The sequence below is a fragment of the Burkholderia sp. Bp8992 genome (assembly GCF_003853705.1).
In the GTDB taxonomy this organism is placed as follows: domain Bacteria; phylum Pseudomonadota; class Gammaproteobacteria; order Burkholderiales; family Burkholderiaceae; genus Burkholderia.
On the sequence record NZ_QTQI01000008.1, the window covers coordinates 51,386 to 68,678 of the forward strand.

At 69.2% G+C, this 17,293-nt stretch carries 17 protein-coding genes; 11 read left to right on the forward strand and 6 right to left on the reverse strand.

Going from position 1 to position 17,293, the window contains the following annotated elements; all coding sequences use genetic code 11:
• The first annotated feature begins 2 nt into the window (after window positions 1–2).
• Together DIE03_RS14140 and DIE03_RS14145 are read left to right on the forward strand one after the other, a co-directional pair.
• Window positions 3–1,127: an amidase gene (locus DIE03_RS14140; RefSeq protein ID WP_124451244.1), complete on the forward strand. Its 1,125-nt coding sequence runs from the start codon at window positions 3–5 to the stop codon at window positions 1,125–1,127.
• Window positions 1,128–1,186: 59 nt separating this feature from the next.
• Window positions 1,187–1,930 (forward strand): SDR family NAD(P)-dependent oxidoreductase, encoded by a 744-nt coding sequence (locus DIE03_RS14145; RefSeq protein ID WP_124451245.1) that lies wholly within the window; start codon window positions 1,187–1,189, stop codon window positions 1,928–1,930.
• Window positions 1,931–1,943: 13 nt separating this feature from the next.
• On the opposite strand, the gene DIE03_RS14150 is transcribed toward DIE03_RS14145, so the two are convergent.
• The gene (locus DIE03_RS14150) at window positions 1,944–2,579 is read right to left on the reverse strand and encodes a response regulator transcription factor (protein ID WP_124451247.1); all 636 of its coding nucleotides are present in this window, start codon (window positions 2,577–2,579) and stop codon (window positions 1,944–1,946) included.
• 354 nt (window positions 2,580–2,933) lie between these two features.
• On the opposite strand from DIE03_RS14150, the gene hpaC reads away from it, so the two are divergent.
• Window positions 2,934–3,479, forward strand: a complete 546-nt coding sequence (hpaC, locus tag DIE03_RS14155) for a 4-hydroxyphenylacetate 3-monooxygenase, reductase component (protein ID WP_124451249.1) — start codon at window positions 2,934–2,936, stop codon at window positions 3,477–3,479.
• Window positions 3,480–3,490: 11 nt separating this feature from the next.
• On the opposite strand, the gene DIE03_RS14160 is transcribed toward hpaC, so the two are convergent.
• Window positions 3,491–4,738: a YbfB/YjiJ family MFS transporter gene (locus tag DIE03_RS14160; protein WP_124451251.1), complete on the reverse strand. Its 1,248-nt coding sequence runs from the start codon at window positions 4,736–4,738 to the stop codon at window positions 3,491–3,493.
• A gap of 174 nt (window positions 4,739–4,912) precedes the next feature.
• On the reverse strand, window positions 4,913–5,458 hold the full coding sequence (locus DIE03_RS14165) for an alpha/beta hydrolase (protein ID WP_124451253.1): 546 nt from the start codon (window positions 5,456–5,458) through the stop codon (window positions 4,913–4,915).
• Between the two features lie 117 nt (window positions 5,459–5,575).
• Between DIE03_RS14165 and DIE03_RS14170 the strand changes: the two genes are divergently transcribed.
• The 3 genes from DIE03_RS14170 (at window position 5,576) to DIE03_RS14175 (ending at window position 7,530) form a co-directional block, all read left to right on the forward strand.
• Complete coding sequence (locus DIE03_RS14170) at window positions 5,576–6,031, forward strand: Lrp/AsnC family transcriptional regulator (RefSeq protein ID WP_124451589.1); 456 nt, start codon at window positions 5,576–5,578, stop codon at window positions 6,029–6,031.
• Between the two features lie 364 nt (window positions 6,032–6,395).
• The gene (locus tag DIE03_RS38735; protein ID WP_006766865.1) at window positions 6,396–6,518 is read left to right on the forward strand and encodes a hypothetical protein; all 123 of its coding nucleotides are present in this window, start codon (window positions 6,396–6,398) and stop codon (window positions 6,516–6,518) included.
• Between the two features lie 58 nt (window positions 6,519–6,576).
• On the forward strand, window positions 6,577–7,530 hold the full coding sequence (locus DIE03_RS14175) for a leucyl aminopeptidase (protein WP_124451255.1): 954 nt from the start codon (window positions 6,577–6,579) through the stop codon (window positions 7,528–7,530).
• 20 nt (window positions 7,531–7,550) lie between these two features.
• Here DIE03_RS14175 and DIE03_RS14180 read toward each other — a convergent pair whose 3' ends face one another.
• A complete protein-coding gene (locus DIE03_RS14180) occupies window positions 7,551–8,060 on the reverse strand; it encodes a GNAT family N-acetyltransferase (protein WP_124451257.1) in 510 nt (169 codons plus the stop codon).
• Between the two features lie 55 nt (window positions 8,061–8,115).
• Window positions 8,116–9,147 (reverse strand): AraC family transcriptional regulator, encoded by a 1,032-nt coding sequence (locus DIE03_RS14185; protein ID WP_124451259.1) that lies wholly within the window; start codon window positions 9,145–9,147, stop codon window positions 8,116–8,118.
• A gap of 263 nt (window positions 9,148–9,410) precedes the next feature.
• Between DIE03_RS14185 and DIE03_RS14190 the strand changes: the two genes are divergently transcribed.
• The 5 genes from DIE03_RS14190 to DIE03_RS14210 all read left to right on the forward strand — a co-directional run bounded on the left by DIE03_RS14190 (window position 9,411) and on the right by DIE03_RS14210 (window position 15,229).
• Window positions 9,411–11,126: a GMC family oxidoreductase gene (locus DIE03_RS14190; protein WP_124451261.1), complete on the forward strand. Its 1,716-nt coding sequence runs from the start codon at window positions 9,411–9,413 to the stop codon at window positions 11,124–11,126.
• On the forward strand, window positions 11,113–13,563 hold the full coding sequence (locus DIE03_RS14195; RefSeq protein ID WP_124451263.1) for an alpha/beta hydrolase fold domain-containing protein: 2,451 nt from the start codon (window positions 11,113–11,115) through the stop codon (window positions 13,561–13,563). The genes DIE03_RS14190 and DIE03_RS14195 overlap by 14 nt, the downstream gene beginning before the upstream one ends.
• Before the next feature lie 158 nt (window positions 13,564–13,721).
• Window positions 13,722–14,276, forward strand: a complete 555-nt coding sequence (locus tag DIE03_RS14200) for a protein tyrosine phosphatase (RefSeq protein ID WP_124451265.1) — start codon at window positions 13,722–13,724, stop codon at window positions 14,274–14,276.
• Between the two features lie 294 nt (window positions 14,277–14,570).
• Window positions 14,571–14,903 (forward strand): type II toxin-antitoxin system RelE/ParE family toxin, encoded by a 333-nt coding sequence (locus tag DIE03_RS14205; RefSeq protein ID WP_124451266.1) that lies wholly within the window; start codon window positions 14,571–14,573, stop codon window positions 14,901–14,903.
• Window positions 14,900–15,229, forward strand: coding sequence for a DNA-binding protein (locus DIE03_RS14210; protein WP_047901651.1), 330 nt, complete (start codon window positions 14,900–14,902; stop codon window positions 15,227–15,229). Before DIE03_RS14205 ends, DIE03_RS14210 begins: the two co-directional genes overlap by 4 nt.
• A 15-nt stretch (window positions 15,230–15,244) precedes the next feature.
• Here the strand turns inward: DIE03_RS14210 and DIE03_RS14215 are convergent, their stop codons facing one another.
• Complete coding sequence (locus tag DIE03_RS14215) at window positions 15,245–17,263, reverse strand: LssY C-terminal domain-containing protein (protein ID WP_124451269.1); 2,019 nt, start codon at window positions 17,261–17,263, stop codon at window positions 15,245–15,247.
• Between the last annotated feature and the right edge of the window lie 30 nt (window positions 17,264–17,293).

Here is a 17,293-nt window from a genome sequence, read left to right on the forward strand (position 1 = left end):
CCATGACAGGCTTCATCGACACCTTCACGCTCGGCGGCCCCGGCCCCACGATCGCGATCAAGGACACGATCGACATCGCAGGCCACCCGACCCGCGCGGCGAGCCGCGCGCTCGCCGGCGCACCGCCGGCCGCCCGGCATGCGGACGTGGTCCGCTTGCTGCTCGACGCCGGCTGGCAGATCGCCGGCAAGGCGAACATGCACGAACTCGCGTTCGGGATGACCGGCATCAACGACTACACGGGTACGCCCGTCAATCCGCAAGATCCCGCGCGCATTCCCGGCGGCTCGTCGAGCGGCTCCGCATCGCTCGTCGGGCTCGGCGCCGTCGACGCGGCGCTCGGCACCGATACCGGCGGCTCGATTCGCGGGCCCGCTGCGTGCTGCGGCGTGGCGGGGCTGAAGCCGACGTTCGGCCGCGTATCGCGACGCGGCGTCGCGCCCGCCGACACGACGCTCGATTGCGTCGGGCCGTTCGCCCGCGATATCCGCACGCTCGTCGCAGTGATGGCCGCGATCGCGCCGGGCTTCGATCGTGCGCAAGCCACTGTCTCCGCGTCGGGTTGCACGGTTGCGCGCATCACCGTCGAAGCCGATCCTGCGATCGCCGCCGCGCTCGATGCGGCCGTTCGTGCATCGGGCCTGCGCTCGCACGAGGTCGTGCTCGACGCCATGCCGGCCTCGTTCGCCGCGGGGCTCACCGTCATCAATGCGGAAACGTCCCGCGCGTTCGGTCATCTGGTCGAAACCGGCCGGCTCGGCGCCGATCTCGACGCGCGCCTGCGCACGGCCGCGACGACGACACCCGCGGCAATCGAGGACGCCGAGGCCGTCCGCACACGCTTCACCGCGCAGGTCGATGCGGCGCTCGACCACGCGGACGTGCTCGTGCTGCCGACGCTGCCCGCATTGCCGATCACGCTGCAGCAGGCACGCGACGGCATGTCGGTCATCGCGATGTCGTCGCTGATCCGGCCGTTCAACCTGAGCGGCCATCCGGCGCTCAGCCTGCCGCTGCCGCTCGCCGGCTCGCCGCTGAAGGCCGGGCTGCAGATCGTCGGGCGCAAGGGCGCGGACGAACAGGTCTGCGCGATCGCTGCACATTTCGAAGCGGCACTCGCCGCATGAATCACGATGCGGGCGCCGCTTCAACCGGCGTGCGCCCGCGAACCTGGGAACCACACACCATGTCAGATCGAGTCGTCCTCGTCACCGGCGCCGCGCGCGGGCTCGGCGCCGTCATCGCCGAGCGCTTTCATGCAGCCGGCTACCGCGTCGCACTGGCCGATATCGCCGCCGACGCCATTCACGCGCATGCACGCGACCTCGACCCGAGCGGTGAACGCGCGATCGCGCTGCCGCTCGACGTCACGTCGAAACGCGATTTCGAAGCCGCGCGCGATGCACTCGTCGCGCGCTGGGGCACGATCGACGTGCTCGTCAACAATGCGGGCGCGTCGAAGGTGGTGCCGATAATGGAGATCACGGCCGAGCAGTTCGACCAGGTGATCGACGTGAACCTGCGCAGCGTGCTGTTCGGCTGCCAGGTGTTCGGCCGGTATTTCGCGGAACGCGGCGCGGGCCGCATCGTCAACATCGCGTCGCTCGCGGGGCAGAACGGCGGCTCGGCGACGGGCGCGCACTACGCGGCCGCGAAAGGCGGCACGCTGACGCTGACCAAGGTGTTCGCACGCGATCTCGCCGCGCAGGGCGTGACCGTCAACGCGATCTCGCCGGGCCCGCTCGACCTGCCGATCGTGTATGAAAGCGTCGCGCCGGAAAAGCTGCGCCAGGTGCTGGCGAGCCTGCCGGGCGGCAAGCTCGGATCGGCCGGCTTCGTGGCGGATGCCGCCGTATTGCTCGCATCGGGCGATGCGCATTTCGCGAACGGCGCATGCTGGGACATCAACGGCGGGCTGTACATGCGCTGAGCCCGCCGGCGCCTCATCGCGACGACTCGCCGTCGTCGCCCCACACGACCATCACGTCGCGCACGAGCGCGGCGATCGACGTCGCGCCGAGCTTCTCCTTGATGCTCGCGCGATGCACGTCGACGGTCTTCACGCTGATCGACAGGTCCGCCGCGATCTGCTTGCTGCCCTTGCCGTCCACGACGCCGCGCAGCACTTCCTTCTCGCGCGCGGTCAGCGCATCGAGCCGCTGGCGCAGCTCGCGGTGACGCTGGCTCACCGCATGCCGCTGCTGCGCGAGCCGCAGCGCGCGCTGCACGCGTTCGAGCATCTGCTGCGAGTTGTACGGCTTCTCTACGAAATCGATCGCGCCGTTCTGCAGTGCGCGCACCGACATCGGAATGTCGCCGTGCCCGCTGACGAAGATCACCGGCAGCGTCGCGCCGCGCGCATTCAGTTCGGCCTGCACGTCGAAGCCGCTTTTCTCCGGCATCCGCACGTCGAGCACGAGGCACGCGGGCAGGTTCACGTCGAAGCGCGCGAGAAAATCGGCCGCGTTCGCGAACCCTTCGGACGCGATGCCGACCGATTCGAGCAACCATGCGAGCGACGTCCGCATGCCGCTGTCGTCGTCGACGATGTATACGATCGGTGCGGGTGACGTCGTCATCGCGGGTGTCTCGCTGAATATCGGTATGGGTATCGCACGCGCTGCGCGAGAGGCCGGTGGCCGGCATGCCGCGTGCGTCGTTCGCTGGGGGTGTGCGGCACATCATAACGAGCCGAAAACCCGCTGGAAACCCCTTCACGTGCTGCATGAATGCACAATCGCGGTTTTTTTCCGGGCCATGCGGCGCGCATCTAGGTAGAACCTTTAGACGCGTTGGCGAGAACGCCATCTTCATCGTCAATCGTGCGAATGGTCGGCCGCATTTTCGCGACGTACGCTTGGGTCATCGTCGGCGATCCGGCGCTGCCCAAGCAGCGTTGTGCAATCGCCGCTCTCGTCCAACCAGGAGCGCCCATGTCTTCCATGACCGATATCCAGCGACCGGCCCGCGTCGAACCGACCGACGCGCAGAAGGCCTTCCGCCAGGCGATGGCCCACCTCGGCGCAGCCGTCAACGTGATCACCACGGCCGGGCCGCACGGCCGCTGCGGGATCACCGCGAGCGCCGTGTGCTCCGTCACCGATGCGCCGCCGACGCTGCTCGTGTGCCTGAACCGGTCGAGCGCGATGCACGCGACCTTCGAGCGCAACCGCCATGTCTGCATCAACGTGCTGCCGGCCGAGCACGAGCAGCTCGCACGACACTTCGCAGGGCTCACCGACCTGCCGATGGAGCGGCGTTTCGACCTGCCGGTGTGGGATCGGGGCGAGCAGGACGTACCCGTGCTGCGCGACGCGCTCGCGAGCCTGCAGGGCACGATCGCCGAGATGAAGAAGGTCGGCTCGCATTCGGTGATGTTCATCGAGGCGACGTCGATCCGCGTGCGCGACGACGGCGACAGTCTCATCTACTTCAGCCGTGCGTTTCATCGCGTGTCGCGCACCGCCTGCGTGCGGTGACGTTCGCGTGACTACGCGGGCGGCCGCAATGCGCGCTGCCCGGCCGCGAGCGCCGCACCCGCGAACAGCGTCAGCGCCGAATACACGAGCCCGCGCGCGAGCCCCGCGCTGTCCGACACCCAGCCGATCGCGACCGGCCCCGCGATCTGGCCGAATGCAAACACCGTCGTGAACGCGCTGATCCCCTTCGCCCAGCCGTCGGGCGGCAGGTTGTGTCGCACGAAGGCCGTCGTCGACGCGACGGCCGACAGGAACGTCGCGCCGAACAGCACGCCCGACGCAAACGCGGCGGCCGGGTGCACGAACATCGCGGGCATCAGCGTCGCGATGCCGAGCAGTGCGTTGAGCACGGCGAGCGCCTGGCCGCCGCGCATCCGGTCGAGCAGCGCCGACCACAGCCGCGCCGACACGACGGTCGCGACACCCAGCATCACGTAGAACGCCGAGACGACCGTGCCGTTCATGCCCGCGCCGCGCAGCAGCGCGACGATGAACGTCATGTAGCCGATATAGCCGACACCGAACAGGCCGTAGCCGGCCAGCGCGAGTGCGAAGCGGGCCGCGCTCGCGGTTGGCGCGGGCACCGCGCCTTGCGGCCTGGCCGGCGCCGCATGCCCATGCTCGATGCGGCGCGCGGCCGACACGGCCACCGCCGAGAACAGCACGCATGCGGCCGCGAGCGCGAACCATGCCGGCTGCCAGCCGTGCACGCCCTGCGTGAGCGTGGCCGGCACGAGCAGCGACGACGCGACGATGCCCCACCCCGTGCCGCCGTAATAGAGGCCGAGCAGCAGCCCCGCATCGCGCGGCGACGCCGACGCGAGCCGCGCGGCCAGCACGCCGCCGCTGATGAAGATCAACGCGCTTCCGACACCCGTTGCCAGCCGCTGCACGAGCAGCGCGTGCATGCCCGGCGTGAGCCCGCACGTCGCCATCAGCACCACGGTCAGTACGCAGCCGGCCGCCAGCAGCGTGCCCGCGCGCCAGCGCCGCGACAGCAACGGAAACGCGAGCGCACCGATCAGGTAGCCGGCCGCGTTCGCGGTGTTCAACGCACCGGCCTGCGCGAACGTCCAGCCGAGATCGGCCTTCATCGGCGGCAGCAGCAACGCATACGAAAAGCGCGCGAGGCCGAGTGCGATCGCGCTGCCGAGCGACAGGCCGATCGCGAGCCGCCACGCGGCCATGCGGTCGGGATCGGTTGTGCCGGCGTCCGGCCGCGAGGGGCCGGCATGCTCCGGTTGCGGCGCTGCGCGCATCGCGGTGTCTCCATCGTCGTTCGAGGCCGGTGCGGACCTCGGGCCCGCACCGACGGCGCGCGTGGCGTGGCCGATACGGAAACCGTGTTGTGGTGGGCGTCGATCCCGATGGCCGGAACCGGTGCGCCGATCGGCCCATGATACTTGACCGGCCGCGCGCCCGGCACGCGTGCGCTACGCGCCCAGTCCGGCGGCAAACGCGGTGAAAAGCGCGCGCCCCTCATGCCACTGCGCCACCCCGGAAGCCGCGTTCAAATGGCCACGCGTGCCGAGCACCAGCGGCGTCGCGCCGCGTGCCGCCGCCCATGCGATGGCTCGCCCGGACGGGTCATACGGATCGTCCGAACTGGCGATCGCCACCACCGGCCGGTTGCCGAAATCCTCATCCGGCACACGTGCGAACGCCCGGGCCTCGACCGGAAAACGCGGACCGTCCGGATCCGGCACGGCCACGAGAAACGCCCCGTGCACAGCGCGCGTTGCGGCGCCACGCCAATGCGCGAACAACAGGCACCCGAGGGAATGACACACCACGATCGGCGGCGTCCCGGCCTCCGCGACGGCCGCATCCAGCGCCCCGATCCAGTCCGTCAAGTCGGGGGTGTCCCACGACGCCGGCGCGATTCGCGCGGCATGTGGAAACGCCGCCTCCCAGTGGGTCTGCCAGTGATCCGCTCCCGAGTTGCCGATCCCCGGCACGATGACGATGCTTCGATCCATTCCCGTCTCCCTGAACATGAGGGCTCCCAGTCTGACCCGCCGGGCTTCCGCACGGAATGGCAAGTCATCGGATATTGGGACAGAATTCCGATGAATCAACGGAACAGGAACACCGAGATGCCCGATGGAGAACTGGATCGCCTGGATATTTCGATCATCGAAGCGTTGCAGGAGAATGCGCGCACGCCGTTGTCCGAAGTCGGCCGGCGCATCGGCCTGTCGCAGCCGGCGACGTCGGAGCGCGTCAAGCGCCTGGAGGAGCGCGGCATCATCGCCGGCTACACCGCGCGGATCGATCCCGTCGCGCTCGGGTTGGGGATGATGGCCATCATCCGGCTGAAAACGACGCACGAACACATCAAACCGGCGTTGAGTGCGTTCGCCGAGATGCCGCACGTCATCGAGATTCATCGCATGACCGGCGAGGACTGCTTCTTGCTGAAGGTGCTCGTGCCGACGCCCGGCCAGTTGGAGACCCTCATCGACGCAATCGCCCGCTTCGGCGCGGTCACGACTTCCCTCGTACTCCGGTCCGAGCCGGTCAAGCCGCTCGGCAAGGCCCTGTTGGGCTGAAGCCGGCAACGGTCCCGCGGCGCATGCATCGTTCGTGAATGACGAAAAGAGAAACGATCGATGCAATTGGATTCCCGATTCGAAAAATCGCGTTAATCAAGCAATCGATCACGGCCCCAATATTCGATAAAAATTCGGCGCCGCTCATGATTCAGCTTATTCGCGTCGAAAACGCGACGGACGGGAAATTCCGCGTGTTTAGCACGCCCTGGCTAAAATCCTTGCAACGCATTGCATTCGCAAATTCGTCAGACTAATATCGACGCCACTTGTCCGGCATTCACAAAATGCTGAACGAGGAGCGGGAATGTTTTTTACCGCGCTTCCATGTTGAATCACTCATGTTCACCACAGGAGAATTGACATGCAGGACACCCAGCAGATCGAATTGCTTGACTGGATGCAGGAAGACACGCACCCCGAGGCCGTCGACATGATGGTCGAGGACGCCGTGGTGCCGTTCGGCACCGCGCTCTGGCCGGTCTGAGCGGGCCACCCGTTCTCGCGGAAGGGCCGCGGCCCTTCCGCCGCTTCCGGAGACACGCATGCTGAACCTGCACCGCGCGCTCGGGTTTCACCCCGCGTTGCGCGACAAGCTGGCCCGCGGCGAATCGGGAAAACTGCTGGTCGGCTACGACACCCGCAACCGCGACATCGCGTTGCGCGCGTTTTCCGCCCTGCCCGAATCGCTCGACGCCACGACCCTCTGCCTCGAAAGCACCGCACCCGCCGACATCGCCGCCGCGCTGAACGACGCCGACCTGTTCGTACTGCTGTACGACTCGTCGTGCCTGCCGACACCGTCGCCGAGCGGTCCGCCGTTCCTCGCCGCGATTCGCCCGGCGATCGTCGAGCACTGGAGCAAGTCGGTCTTGTTCAAGGATTACGGCCCGCACCTCGACGAGGCGTTCGCCGAATCGCTCGACGACATAGCCGCACGCAACGGCCGGCTGATCGACGCGGCCACGCACGCATCGCAGATCCGCTTCATCGACGAAGCCGGCAACACGCTGACGGGCTCGCTCGCACCGGACCAGAAATGGACGAGCGTGGACGGCATGGGCAATCTCGACGTCGTGCCCGGCGAGATCGCGACGCACGTGACCGACCTGAGCGGCTCGGTCGTGTTCAGCGGCACGTTTCTCGGCACCGTGCCGTTCGCGATCAAGTACAAGGTGGCCGAGCAACTCGCGACGCTGCAGGTCGAGAACAGCACGATCGTCGATTTCGACACCGACGATGCCGGCTTTCGGCGCGATTTCTCGACCTATCTCGACCGGCACGCGAATCACCGGCGCATCGAGGAATTCGGCATCGGCACGAACCTCGGCATCCGCGGGCTCTATGGCCGCAACGCGGGGTTCGAGGAACGCCATCCGGGCCTGCATCTCGGGCTCGGCGGCGGTGAAAACGGCAGCCACCACCTCGACCTGATCTTCGCGCGCGGCACGCTCGCACTCGACGAGCGGATCGTGTTCGACGGCGCGTTCGCCGTCTGACGACGTGGCTGGCCGCGTGCTCAGGTTTCGACGGCAGGCGTGTCGCCGAGCCACTTGAACATCACGAGGCAGTCGACGAAGCCGAGCCGCGCATGACGGTAGGCGCGCGGCAACCGGCCGACGATCTCGAATCCGAGCTTCTGCCACAGCGCGACCGCGACCTCATTCGTCGCCACCACCGAGTTGAACTGCATCGCGAGGAAACCGCGCTCGCGCGCAACCTGCTGCGAGTGCTCGCACATCAGGCGCGCGACGCCGCGGCCGCGCGCGGCCTCGCTCACCATGTAGCCGCAATTGCTCACGTGCTTGCCGGGCCCCGCCGCGTTCGCCTTCAGGTAGTACGAACCGAGCACGACGCCGTCTTCTTCGGCGATCCACGTGCAGAGCGGTGCCGCGAGCCACAATGCGCGTGCCGCTTCCTGTGTCGGCGTCGGATCGAAAGCGTAGGTTTCCTGAGCAGCGACGATGGCGCGATAGGTCGGCCAGAAGCGCGGGAAATCGTCCTCGGTCATCGGGCGAATCGTGATCATGCGGGTTCTCTCGTGAGGGTGATGTCGACAGGCACGCCGGCGATCGTACCGCGATTCATCGACGGTCGTCCGCTCGCAATGCCGCGCTCCGATACGCGCCCGGCGGCACGCCGTACCAGCGCTTGAACGCCTGCGAAAAACTCGACAGGTCGCTGAAGCCGAGCCGCTCGGCCACTTCCGCGAGCGACAGCCGCGCGTCGCCGAGCAGCGTCTCGGCCATCGCGCCGCGCGCCTGCGCGAGCAGCGCGCGAAACGTCGTGCCCTCCTCCTGCAGCCGGCGCTTGAGCGTGCGCGGGCTCGTGTTCATCAGCCGCGCCATGTCCTCCAGCGAGAACGGCGCGCTGCCGGGCGTCGCGCCCAGGTACTGGCGCACCATCACCGACGTACCCACGCGCGCGCGCCGCGCTTCGACGAGCTGGCCGCACATCTGCTCGCACATCGACACCGTCAGCGGATTCGCATGCGGCAGCGGCCGGTCGAGAAACGCGCGGTCGAACGCGAGGCTGTTCGCGCGCGCCGAGAACGCCGGCTCCACACCGGCGATGCGCGGCGCGGCAAGCGACGGCGAGCGCGCGGCCTGCAGCGTGAAGCGCGACAACGTGAAATCGCCGCTGGCGATTTCCTGCAGCAGCACGGCCGCGGCCGTCATGTCGCGCTCGACGAGAAACCGGCTCAAGTCGCCGTCGAGTTCCGGCGCGCCGAAGTTGAGCACGCCCGTATCGGGCGCCTCGCGGTACGTGATGACGGTGTACGCATACGTGAGCGGCAGGAAGCGCATCGCCAGCGCAAGCGCGTCGCGCCCGGTCGCGCTCGCGATCAGCCCGTAGCCCCACACGCCGTATGCGGAGAAGTGATAGCGCAGGCCGACCTCGAAGCCGAGGCCCTGCGCGCGGCCGAGCGCACGCAGGAGGTTGCCGGTCAGCCGCAGCTCCTGTGCGGCCGTCACCTCGACTTTCGGATCGTCGAGCTGCGCGTCCGCGAGCCCCGTGCCGGCCAGCAGCGCCGTGTGCGGCACGCCCCGTTCGTCGCCGAAATCGACCAGCAGCCGGGCGCTGGCCGGACTCCGGGTGAAGTCCCAGAAGCTCATGCGGAGAAACCCTCGAAGCGCCGATTTGGCCCAAATACTAAAACAATTGTCCCCAAGCAGCATTGGTGTTTTCCCATGCGGCCCGCACCATCGGCGTCATCCAGTCGTCGCCCGAACGACCCCATCGCCCCAGGAGGAGACACCATGCAACCGAGTCGCCCGACCGATCCCGCCGCCCGCCTCGCGCACCGGCGCACCGCTTGCGCCCGCATGCCGGCGCGCACCGCCTGACCCGCCGACCACCGAAGAAAGGAGACGATTCCATGAGCAAGACTTTCGACTACATCGTCGTCGGCGGCGGATCGGGCGGCTGCGTCGTCGCTGGGCGGCTGACCGAGGACCCGGCCGTGACCGTGTGCGTGCTCGAGGCCGGCGGCCGCGGCGACGGCGCGGTCGTCAACGTGCCGACCGGCGCGGTCGCGATGATGCCGACCCGCCTGAACAACTGGGCGTTCGACACGGTGCCGCAGCCGGGGCTCGGCGGCCGGATCGGCTACCAGCCGCGCGGCAGGACGCTCGGCGGCTCGTCGGCGATCAACGCAATGGTCTACATCCGCGGCCATCGCGTCGACTACGACGGCTGGGCCGCGCTCGGCAACGAAGGCTGGGCGTACGACGACGTGCTGCCGTACTTCCGCCTGAGCGAGCACAACGAGCGCTTCGACGATGCATGGCATGGCCGCGACGGCCCGCTGTGGGTCAGCGACCTGCGCACCGGCAACCCGTTTCATGCACGCTACCTGGAAGCCGCGCAACAGGCCGGCCTGCCGCTCACCGACGATTTCAACGGCGCGCAGCAGGAAGGCATCGGGATCTACCAGGTCACGCAGAAGCACGGCGAACGCTGGAGCGCGGCGCGCGCATACCTGCTGCCGCATCTCGGCCGCCGCGACAACCTGACCGTCGAGACGCACGCGCAGGTGCTGCGCATCCTGTTCGACGGCACTCGCGCAATCGGCGTCGAGGTGCGGCAGCACGGCGAGGTCCGCACGCTGCGCGCGCGGCATGAAGTCGTGCTCGCGGCCGGCGCGCTGCAGACGCCGCAGTTGCTGATGCTGTCGGGCGTCGGCCCGGGTCGCGAACTGCAGCAGCACGGCATCGCGGTGCAAGCGGACCTGCCCGGCGTCGGCCGCAACCTGCAGGATCATCCGGATTTCATCTTCGGCTACCGCACGCGCAGCGTCGACACGATGGGCGTGTCCGCGCGCGGCGGCCTGCGGATGCTGCGCGAGTTCGCGCGCTTTCGCCGCGAACGGCGCGGGATGCTGACGTCGAATTTCGCGGAAGGCGGCGGTTTCCTGAAAACGCGTGCCGATCTCGCCGCGCCGGACCTCCAGCTGCATTTCGTCGTCGCGCTCGTCGACGATCACGCGCGCAAGCTGCATGCCGGCCACGGGCTGTCGTGCCACGTGTGCCTGCTGCGGCCGCGCAGCCGCGGCTCGGTCACGCTGGACAGCGCCGATCCGCTCGCGGCGCCGCGCATCGATCCCGCGTTCTTCGACGATCCGCGCGACGTCGACGACATGGTCGCGGGCTTCCGCATCACGCGCCGGTTGATGGAAGCACCGGCGCTCGCGAGCTGGATCACGCGCGACCTGTTCACGGCGAACGTGACGACCGACGACGAGATCCGCGACGTGCTGCGGCGGCGCACCGACACCGTGTATCACCCGGTCGGCACGTGCCGGATGGGTCACGATGAACTGGCCGTCGTCGATCCGCAACTGCGCGTGCGCGGCCTGCAGGGGCTGCGCATCGTCGATGCGTCGGTGATGCCGACGCTGATCGGCGGCAACACCAACGCGCCGACGATCATGATCGCCGAGAAGGCCGTCGACCTGATGCGCGGCGTGCGCCGCGTACCCGCAAGGTCGCATGCCGAAACCGTCGGTATAGCGAAGGATCGCGACGCCGCTCTTGCCGCGTGCGCCACGCATGATGCCGTCCAACCCGAGGAAAATCGCCATGCTGTCGCCTGACCGTTCCCGTTCCGCCGACGCCGCCGTACCGCTGGCGGCGATCATCATCGGCGCCGGCTTCGCCGGCATCGGCATGGCCGTCGCGCTGCAACGCGCCGGCATCCACGATTTCGTTATCGTCGAACGCTCGCACGACGTCGGCGGCGTCTGGCGCGACAACAGCTACCCGGGCGCCGCGTGCGACGTGCCCTCGCACCTGTACTCGTTTTCGTTCGAACCGAATCCGGCCTGGTCGCGCGTGTTCGCGCCGCAGCCGGAAATCCATGCGTACCTGCAGCATTGCGCACGCAAGTACGGCCTCGCGCGCCACCTGCGCTTCGGCGCCGAAGTCGAGCACGCGCGCTACGACGAGGCCCGCGCGCTGTGGCACGTCACGCTCGCCGACGGCACGACGCTCAGCGCGGCGCTGCTCGTCAGCGGCACCGGCCAGTTGAGCCGTCCGGCAATGCCCGACCTGCCCGGCATCGACACGTTCTGCGGCCGCGCCTTCCACTCCGCGCACTGGGATCACGACCATGCGCTCGCCGGCCAGCGCGTGGCCGTGGTCGGCACCGGCGCATCGGCGATCCAGTTCGTCCCGGCGATCGCCGGCAGCGTGCAGCACCTGTCCGTGTTCCAGCGTTCGCCGGCCTACGTGATCCCGCGCCCCGATCGCGCGTATCGACCGTGGGAAAAGGCGCTGTTTCGCCGGATGCCGTGGGCGATGAAGCTGCACCGCGCATCGATCTACCTGCGCTACGAATCGCGCGCGATCGCCTTCACGCGCCTGCACGGGCTGATGAAAGCGGCGGTCGGCCGGCCGTTCCGCAAGCTGCTCGCGCGCGACGTGCCGGACCCCGCGTTGCGCGCACGGCTCACGCCCGACTACCCGATCGGCTGCAAGCGCCTCCTGCTGTCGAGCGAGTACCTCGCGACGATGAGCCGCAACAACGTCGCGCTCGTCACGCAGCGGATCCGGCGCGTGACCGAGGACGGGATCGAGACCGTCGACGGCGTGCATCATCCGGTCGACGCGATCATCTACGGCACGGGCTTCGCGGCCACCGAGTTCCTGTCGCCGATGCGCATCACGGGCCGCGACGGGCTCGACCTGAACGACGCGTGGCGACGCGGCGCGCAGGCGTATCTCGGGCTCACCGTCCCCGGCTTTCCGAATTTCTTCATGCTGTACGGCCCGAACACGAACCTCGGTCACAACTCGATCGTCTACATGCTCGAAAGCCAGATCGCGCACGTGATGCGCTGCGTGCAGGCGATGCGGCGCGACGGTGCGCGCGAGATCGACGTCGACGCGCGCCGCTACCGGCGCTTCAACGCGCACGTGCAGCAGCGGCTCGCCGGTTCGGTGTGGAGCGGCTGCAAGAGCTGGTACGTCGATGCATCAGGGCACAACAGCACGAACTGGCCGAGCTTCACGCTGACCTACCGCTGGATCACGCGCTTCACCGGCATGGCCGCGTACCGCTTCACGCGTCCGTTGCCCGAATCGGCCGCGCCGACGCACGGCACGGTGGTCGCGGCGCCGGCAGGCAGGCTGGAGGCGCTCGCCGCCGCTTCGCTGCGCGGCTTCCTGCGTATCGCGTTCCGGCCGCTGATCGGGCCGCCGTTCGGTGCGCGCGTGCAGCGCCGCGTCGTCGCGCTGCTGGCGCCGCTGATGCCCGGCGGAGGCGGCACGCTGCGCTACCGCACGTTAGCGCACCGCGTGCCAGTCGAAGTCGTCGCACCGAAGCGCGGCGATACGGGTGGTGCGATCCTGTATCTGCATGGCGGGGCGTTCTGCCTCGGCGGGCCGCATACGCATCGCGGCGTGACGACGCGGCTCGCGAACGATGCCGGCCTGCCGGTGTGGGTGCCCGATTACCGGCTCGCGCCCGAGCACCCGAGCCCGGCCGCGCTCGACGATGCGCTGGCCGTGTACGACGCGATGCGCGCGCAGGGCCATGCGCCGCACCGGATCGTGATTGCCGGCGACTCGGCCGGCGGTGCACTGGCACTCGCGCTCGCGATCGCGCTGCGCGAGCGCGGCGAACCGGCCGCCGCGGCGCTGCTGCTGATCTCGCCCGTGACCGACCCGGCGCTCGGCGGCGCGACACTCGCCTCGCGCCGCCACGACGATCCGATGATCCGGCGCGGCTGGCTCGAACAGGGGCTGCGCTGGTATCACGGCGCCGGCTCGGCCGCCGCGCGCGGCCCGCTCGACACCGACCTGCGCGGCCTGCCGCCGATGCTGATCCAGGCCGGCGACCAGGAGGTGCTGCTGTCGGATGCGCAGCGGCTGGCCGATCATGCGAGCGCGTGCGGCGTGCCGTGCCGGCTGGAAATTCATGCGGCGCGCTGGCACGTGTTTCATCTGCAGGCGTTTTACCTTCGCTCGGCGCGCGATGCGTTGCGCACGCTCGCGCGGTTCGCGTCGGCACGGGTCGCCGCGACGGCATGACGATGCAGCGGCAACGCAAAACGATCGCGCGGCCCGCTTGCCGCGAAGCGACACCGTCTTGCGAAAACCGGCCGTTTATTTTTTTCCGCCACGCGCGGCCGTCATGATCTCCCGCAAGCCCCGGCGCGCCGCCGGGGCCCCCACCTGGCGGAGACATCATGAAAAGAAGGCACACCCTCAATGCGCTGGCGCTGCTGTGCTGCGTCGGCATCCAGTGCGCGACGTCGGCGTTCGCCGACGAACCGAAGAAAGTCGCGTTCGTCGACACGGGCAACACCGGGCGCAGCGTGATGGCCGAAGCGATCGCGGGCCAGCTGATCGCGCAGCGCCATGCGCACATCGCGGTGATCTCGCGCGCGGTCGACGAGGATCCGTATGACGAAAAGCCCGAAGAAAACGGCGTGATCCTGATGAAGCGGCGCGGCATCGACACGTCCGCGCACCGCTCGGTGCAGTTGAACGCGAACGACGTCAGGCATTCCGACGTGATCCTGACGATGACCGACAAGCACAAGGAGAAGGTGCTTGCGCTCTATCCGTCGGCTGCCGGCAAGGTGTTCACGCTCGCCGAATATGCGACCGGAAAGCACCTCGACGTGCCCGACGCGTGGGGCAAGCCGATGGATTTCTACGAATCGGTGACCACGCAGCTCGACGCGTACATACCGGCCGCGCTCGACAAGGTCGCGACGATCGCGCCGGCGAAGCAGTAACGCGGAAGGCCTGCCGGTCGCCGGACGCGCAATGCGCCGGCACCGGCAGTGGCCCCTGCGTCCCCCTCCCGTCCCGCCTCTACGGCGCCTGCCCCGTCATCGCACCATCGACACCGGCCATTCGGCCGAGTCGCCACCCTTCGTACCGGATGAAAGAATGATCGTCGTCCGGGAAGCCCGCTTCACTGCCCGAAACCCCGAACGACGAAGACACCGCATGCGCGTCGGCCGCAGCGCCACTGCGATGCGGATCGGCCCAATTCCAGTCACCACTCATGTAGCTTATAAGTTACAATGCTTTCCAAGTTCGAACTGCTTCGCTATCAACGTGACGACGGTCGCGAGCCTTTCACCGAATGGCTGAACGCCGTACGCGACAAGATCGCGCAGGCACGGATTCGCGAACGCCTGCGCCGCGTGCAGACCGGCAACTTCGGCGATTGCGAGCCGGTCGGCGAAGGGGTGATCGAACTGCGCGTCCATGTCGGCGCCGGCTACCGCGTGTACTTCGGGCGGCACGGCAGTGCACTGGTGCTGCTGCTGTCCGGCGGCGACAAGGGCAGTCAACCCGACGACATCAGGCGCGCCAAGGAACACTGGTCGAACTGGAAACGGAGGCAAACATGAACAAGCTCAAGGGCGCGGTATCGCACCACGACGCCGAAGTCGCCGAACTCGGCGCCGACCGCGAGCTCGCGGTCGCCTATCTGCGCGTCGCGATGGAATCGCTCGACGATCCCGACAATCGTGCGGCCGGCCTGCTTGCGCTGCGCACGGTCGCGGAAGCCTACGGCGGGCTCGGCGCAGTCGCGGCCGAAGCCGGCATCAGCCGCGAATCGCTGTATCGCACGCTGTCCCCGAACGGCAACCCGACGCTGAAAACCCTGCTCGCGGTGCTCAAGACCGTCGGTCTGCGCCTGTCCGTCGTCCCCGCGCAGCCCGCGCACGCCTGAGCGACACGCTCCCCCTCACGGCCTGACCATCCACACGAGCAGCATCGCGGCCGGCGCGGCCGTCATCCCCGCCGGCGGACGCTCGATCGTCGGCTCGACCGCCAGCGCCTGCGCGAGCGCCGCCGCGTCGTCGATCGGCGTCGTGCGCACGATCGTCATCAGCCGCGCCGGCCGGTGCAGCGCCTCGCGATACAGCGCGCCGTACCACAGCGGCCGCATGCCGAGCGCGTCCTGCAGCACGTACGGATAACGCCACAGCCGCAGCACGAGGCGGCTGTCCGGGTGGGCCGGATCGACGCGCACGAACACGCGGCGCGTGCTTTCGCCGTGCGTGTAGCGCGGCAGCACGGGCAGCGCGTCGGCCGGCGCCTGCGGCAACAGCCAGCGCAGCGCGGTGGCCGGCGACCACGGTGTCGCGCGCTGCCAGCCGGCCTGCGCAAGATGCCGGTCGAGCGTGTCCGATGTCGCACTCCATTGCAGCGGCAGGTACTCCTCGCGATCGCCGCCGATCTCGGTGCGCCGCGTCGGCACGCGCTGCCATCCGCCGCGCAGCCACTGATCGACGGTCATCGCGACCACGTCGCCGACATGCGGGCGCGCCGCGCGATCGAGCTGCCATTGCACAGGAACCCGCCATACGCCGGCCGTCGCGAGCACCACGAGCACCGCGACGAGCGCGCCGCGCGGCTGCACATGCTCGCGCACGCGCCAGTACGCATAGGCACCGGCGAGCAGCGCGAACCAGGCCAGCCCGAGGCTCCAGCCGCCGAGCAGGCCCGACAGCCAGGTGCCGCCGACGTACAGCCGCGCGAAACCGCCGAGCACGATCCACAGTACGACCGCCGTCACGACCGGAATGCGCCACAGCGCGGGTCGGTCACGCGTGAGCACCCAGCCGATGCCGCTGCTCGCGAGGATCGCGAACGCGGCGTCCGCATCGGGCAGCGGCACGTGCGGCGCGCCGGGCGGCAGGCTCGCAGGCGTCGCGCCCGGTATGCCCGAGCCGAACGCCGGCACGAGCACGACGGCGACACCGACTGTCGCGAGCCACCATGCGGACGTCCACCAGCAGCGATGGATCATCAGCCAGACCAGAAACGCGGCCGCGACGATCAGCCCCGTATCGTGCCCGTGCAGCACGGCAAGCGCACTCATCGCGGCATCGACGGGCGGCGTGCGCAGGTTCTGCAGGAACGCATACAGCGCGATGTCCGCGTGCATCAGCGGATCGTTCGCGACGACATCCTGCACGATCCCCGCGAACAGCCACACGCAGCCGACGAACAGCAGCGCGAGCACGGGCACCGCGCCCGGCAGGCCGCGCACGTATGCGATCGCGTCGTGCAGCCGCGCGCCGAACCGCGGCCAGCGATGCGTGCACGCGTGCACGGCTTCGGCGAGCGTGCGGCGCAGCAGCGGCCAGCCGCGCCGCAGCGCGACGCGTACGCCGATCCACACGAGCACGACCAGCGCGGCGACGACCAGCAGGATCGCGGCGACCCGTACGCTGATCGCCGCGGCCAGCGCGGCCGACGCACCGAACAGGATGCCCGGCGCGACGTGCACGGGCGCCCATACGAGCGCCGACACGACGTTGACCGGATAGAACGACCGGCGCGGCAGCGTCGCGCAGCCGACGACGACCGGCACGACCGCACGCACCGGCGCAAGGAAGCGCGCGAGCACGATGCTCTTCATCCCGTGACGCAGCACGAACTCCTCGCCGCGCGCATAGGCGTTCGCATGGCCGAAGCGCGTCCAGGCGTTGCGGATCATCCCGCGATAGTGCCGCCCGAGCTCGTAGCTGATCCCGTCGCCGAGCACCGCGCCGGCGGCCGCGACGCCGATCGTCGTCCACCCGTCGAGCGCGCCCGCGCCGATCAGCGCACCGGCCGCGAACATCACGGCGCCGGCCGGCACGACCGTGCCGATCAGCGCGATCGCCTCGGCGCACGCCGTCACGAACACGATCGCCAGCACGAGCAGCGGATGCGCGCCGATCGCGCCGATCCACGCGTGGATCGTGTCGCTCATCGCATGCCCCGCGGCGAAACGACCCGGCGG

Coding starts and splice junctions, on each gene's coding strand:
- DIE03_RS14170 (WP_124451589.1), top strand. CDS start 5,576: ATGCCCGATGGAGAACTGGATCGCCTGGATATTTCGATCATCGAAGCG.
- DIE03_RS14180 (WP_124451257.1), bottom strand. CDS start 8,060: ATGATCACGATTCGCCCGATGACCGAGGACGATTTCCCGCGCTTCTGG.
- DIE03_RS14215 (WP_124451269.1), bottom strand. CDS start 17,263: ATGAGCGACACGATCCACGCGTGGATCGGCGCGATCGGCGCGCATCCG.
- DIE03_RS14185 (WP_124451259.1), bottom strand. CDS start 9,147: ATGAGCTTCTGGGACTTCACCCGGAGTCCGGCCAGCGCCCGGCTGCTG.
- DIE03_RS14145 (WP_124451245.1), top strand. CDS start 1,187: ATGTCAGATCGAGTCGTCCTCGTCACCGGCGCCGCGCGCGGGCTCGGC.
- DIE03_RS14210 (WP_047901651.1), top strand. CDS start 14,900: ATGAACAAGCTCAAGGGCGCGGTATCGCACCACGACGCCGAAGTCGCC.
- hpaC (WP_124451249.1), top strand. CDS start 2,934: ATGTCTTCCATGACCGATATCCAGCGACCGGCCCGCGTCGAACCGACC.
- DIE03_RS14190 (WP_124451261.1), top strand. CDS start 9,411: ATGAGCAAGACTTTCGACTACATCGTCGTCGGCGGCGGATCGGGCGGC.
- DIE03_RS14140 (WP_124451244.1), top strand. CDS start 3: ATGACAGGCTTCATCGACACCTTCACGCTCGGCGGCCCCGGCCCCACG.
- DIE03_RS14165 (WP_124451253.1), bottom strand. CDS start 5,458: ATGGATCGAAGCATCGTCATCGTGCCGGGGATCGGCAACTCGGGAGCG.
- DIE03_RS14200 (WP_124451265.1), top strand. CDS start 13,722: ATGAAAAGAAGGCACACCCTCAATGCGCTGGCGCTGCTGTGCTGCGTC.
- DIE03_RS14175 (WP_124451255.1), top strand. CDS start 6,577: ATGCTGAACCTGCACCGCGCGCTCGGGTTTCACCCCGCGTTGCGCGAC.
- DIE03_RS14150 (WP_124451247.1), bottom strand. CDS start 2,579: ATGACGACGTCACCCGCACCGATCGTATACATCGTCGACGACGACAGC.
- DIE03_RS14195 (WP_124451263.1), top strand. CDS start 11,113: ATGCTGTCGCCTGACCGTTCCCGTTCCGCCGACGCCGCCGTACCGCTG.
- DIE03_RS14160 (WP_124451251.1), bottom strand. CDS start 4,738: ATGCGCGCAGCGCCGCAACCGGAGCATGCCGGCCCCTCGCGGCCGGAC.
- DIE03_RS38735 (WP_006766865.1), top strand. CDS start 6,396: ATGCAGGACACCCAGCAGATCGAATTGCTTGACTGGATGCAGGAAGAC.
- DIE03_RS14205 (WP_124451266.1), top strand. CDS start 14,571: ATGCTTTCCAAGTTCGAACTGCTTCGCTATCAACGTGACGACGGTCGC.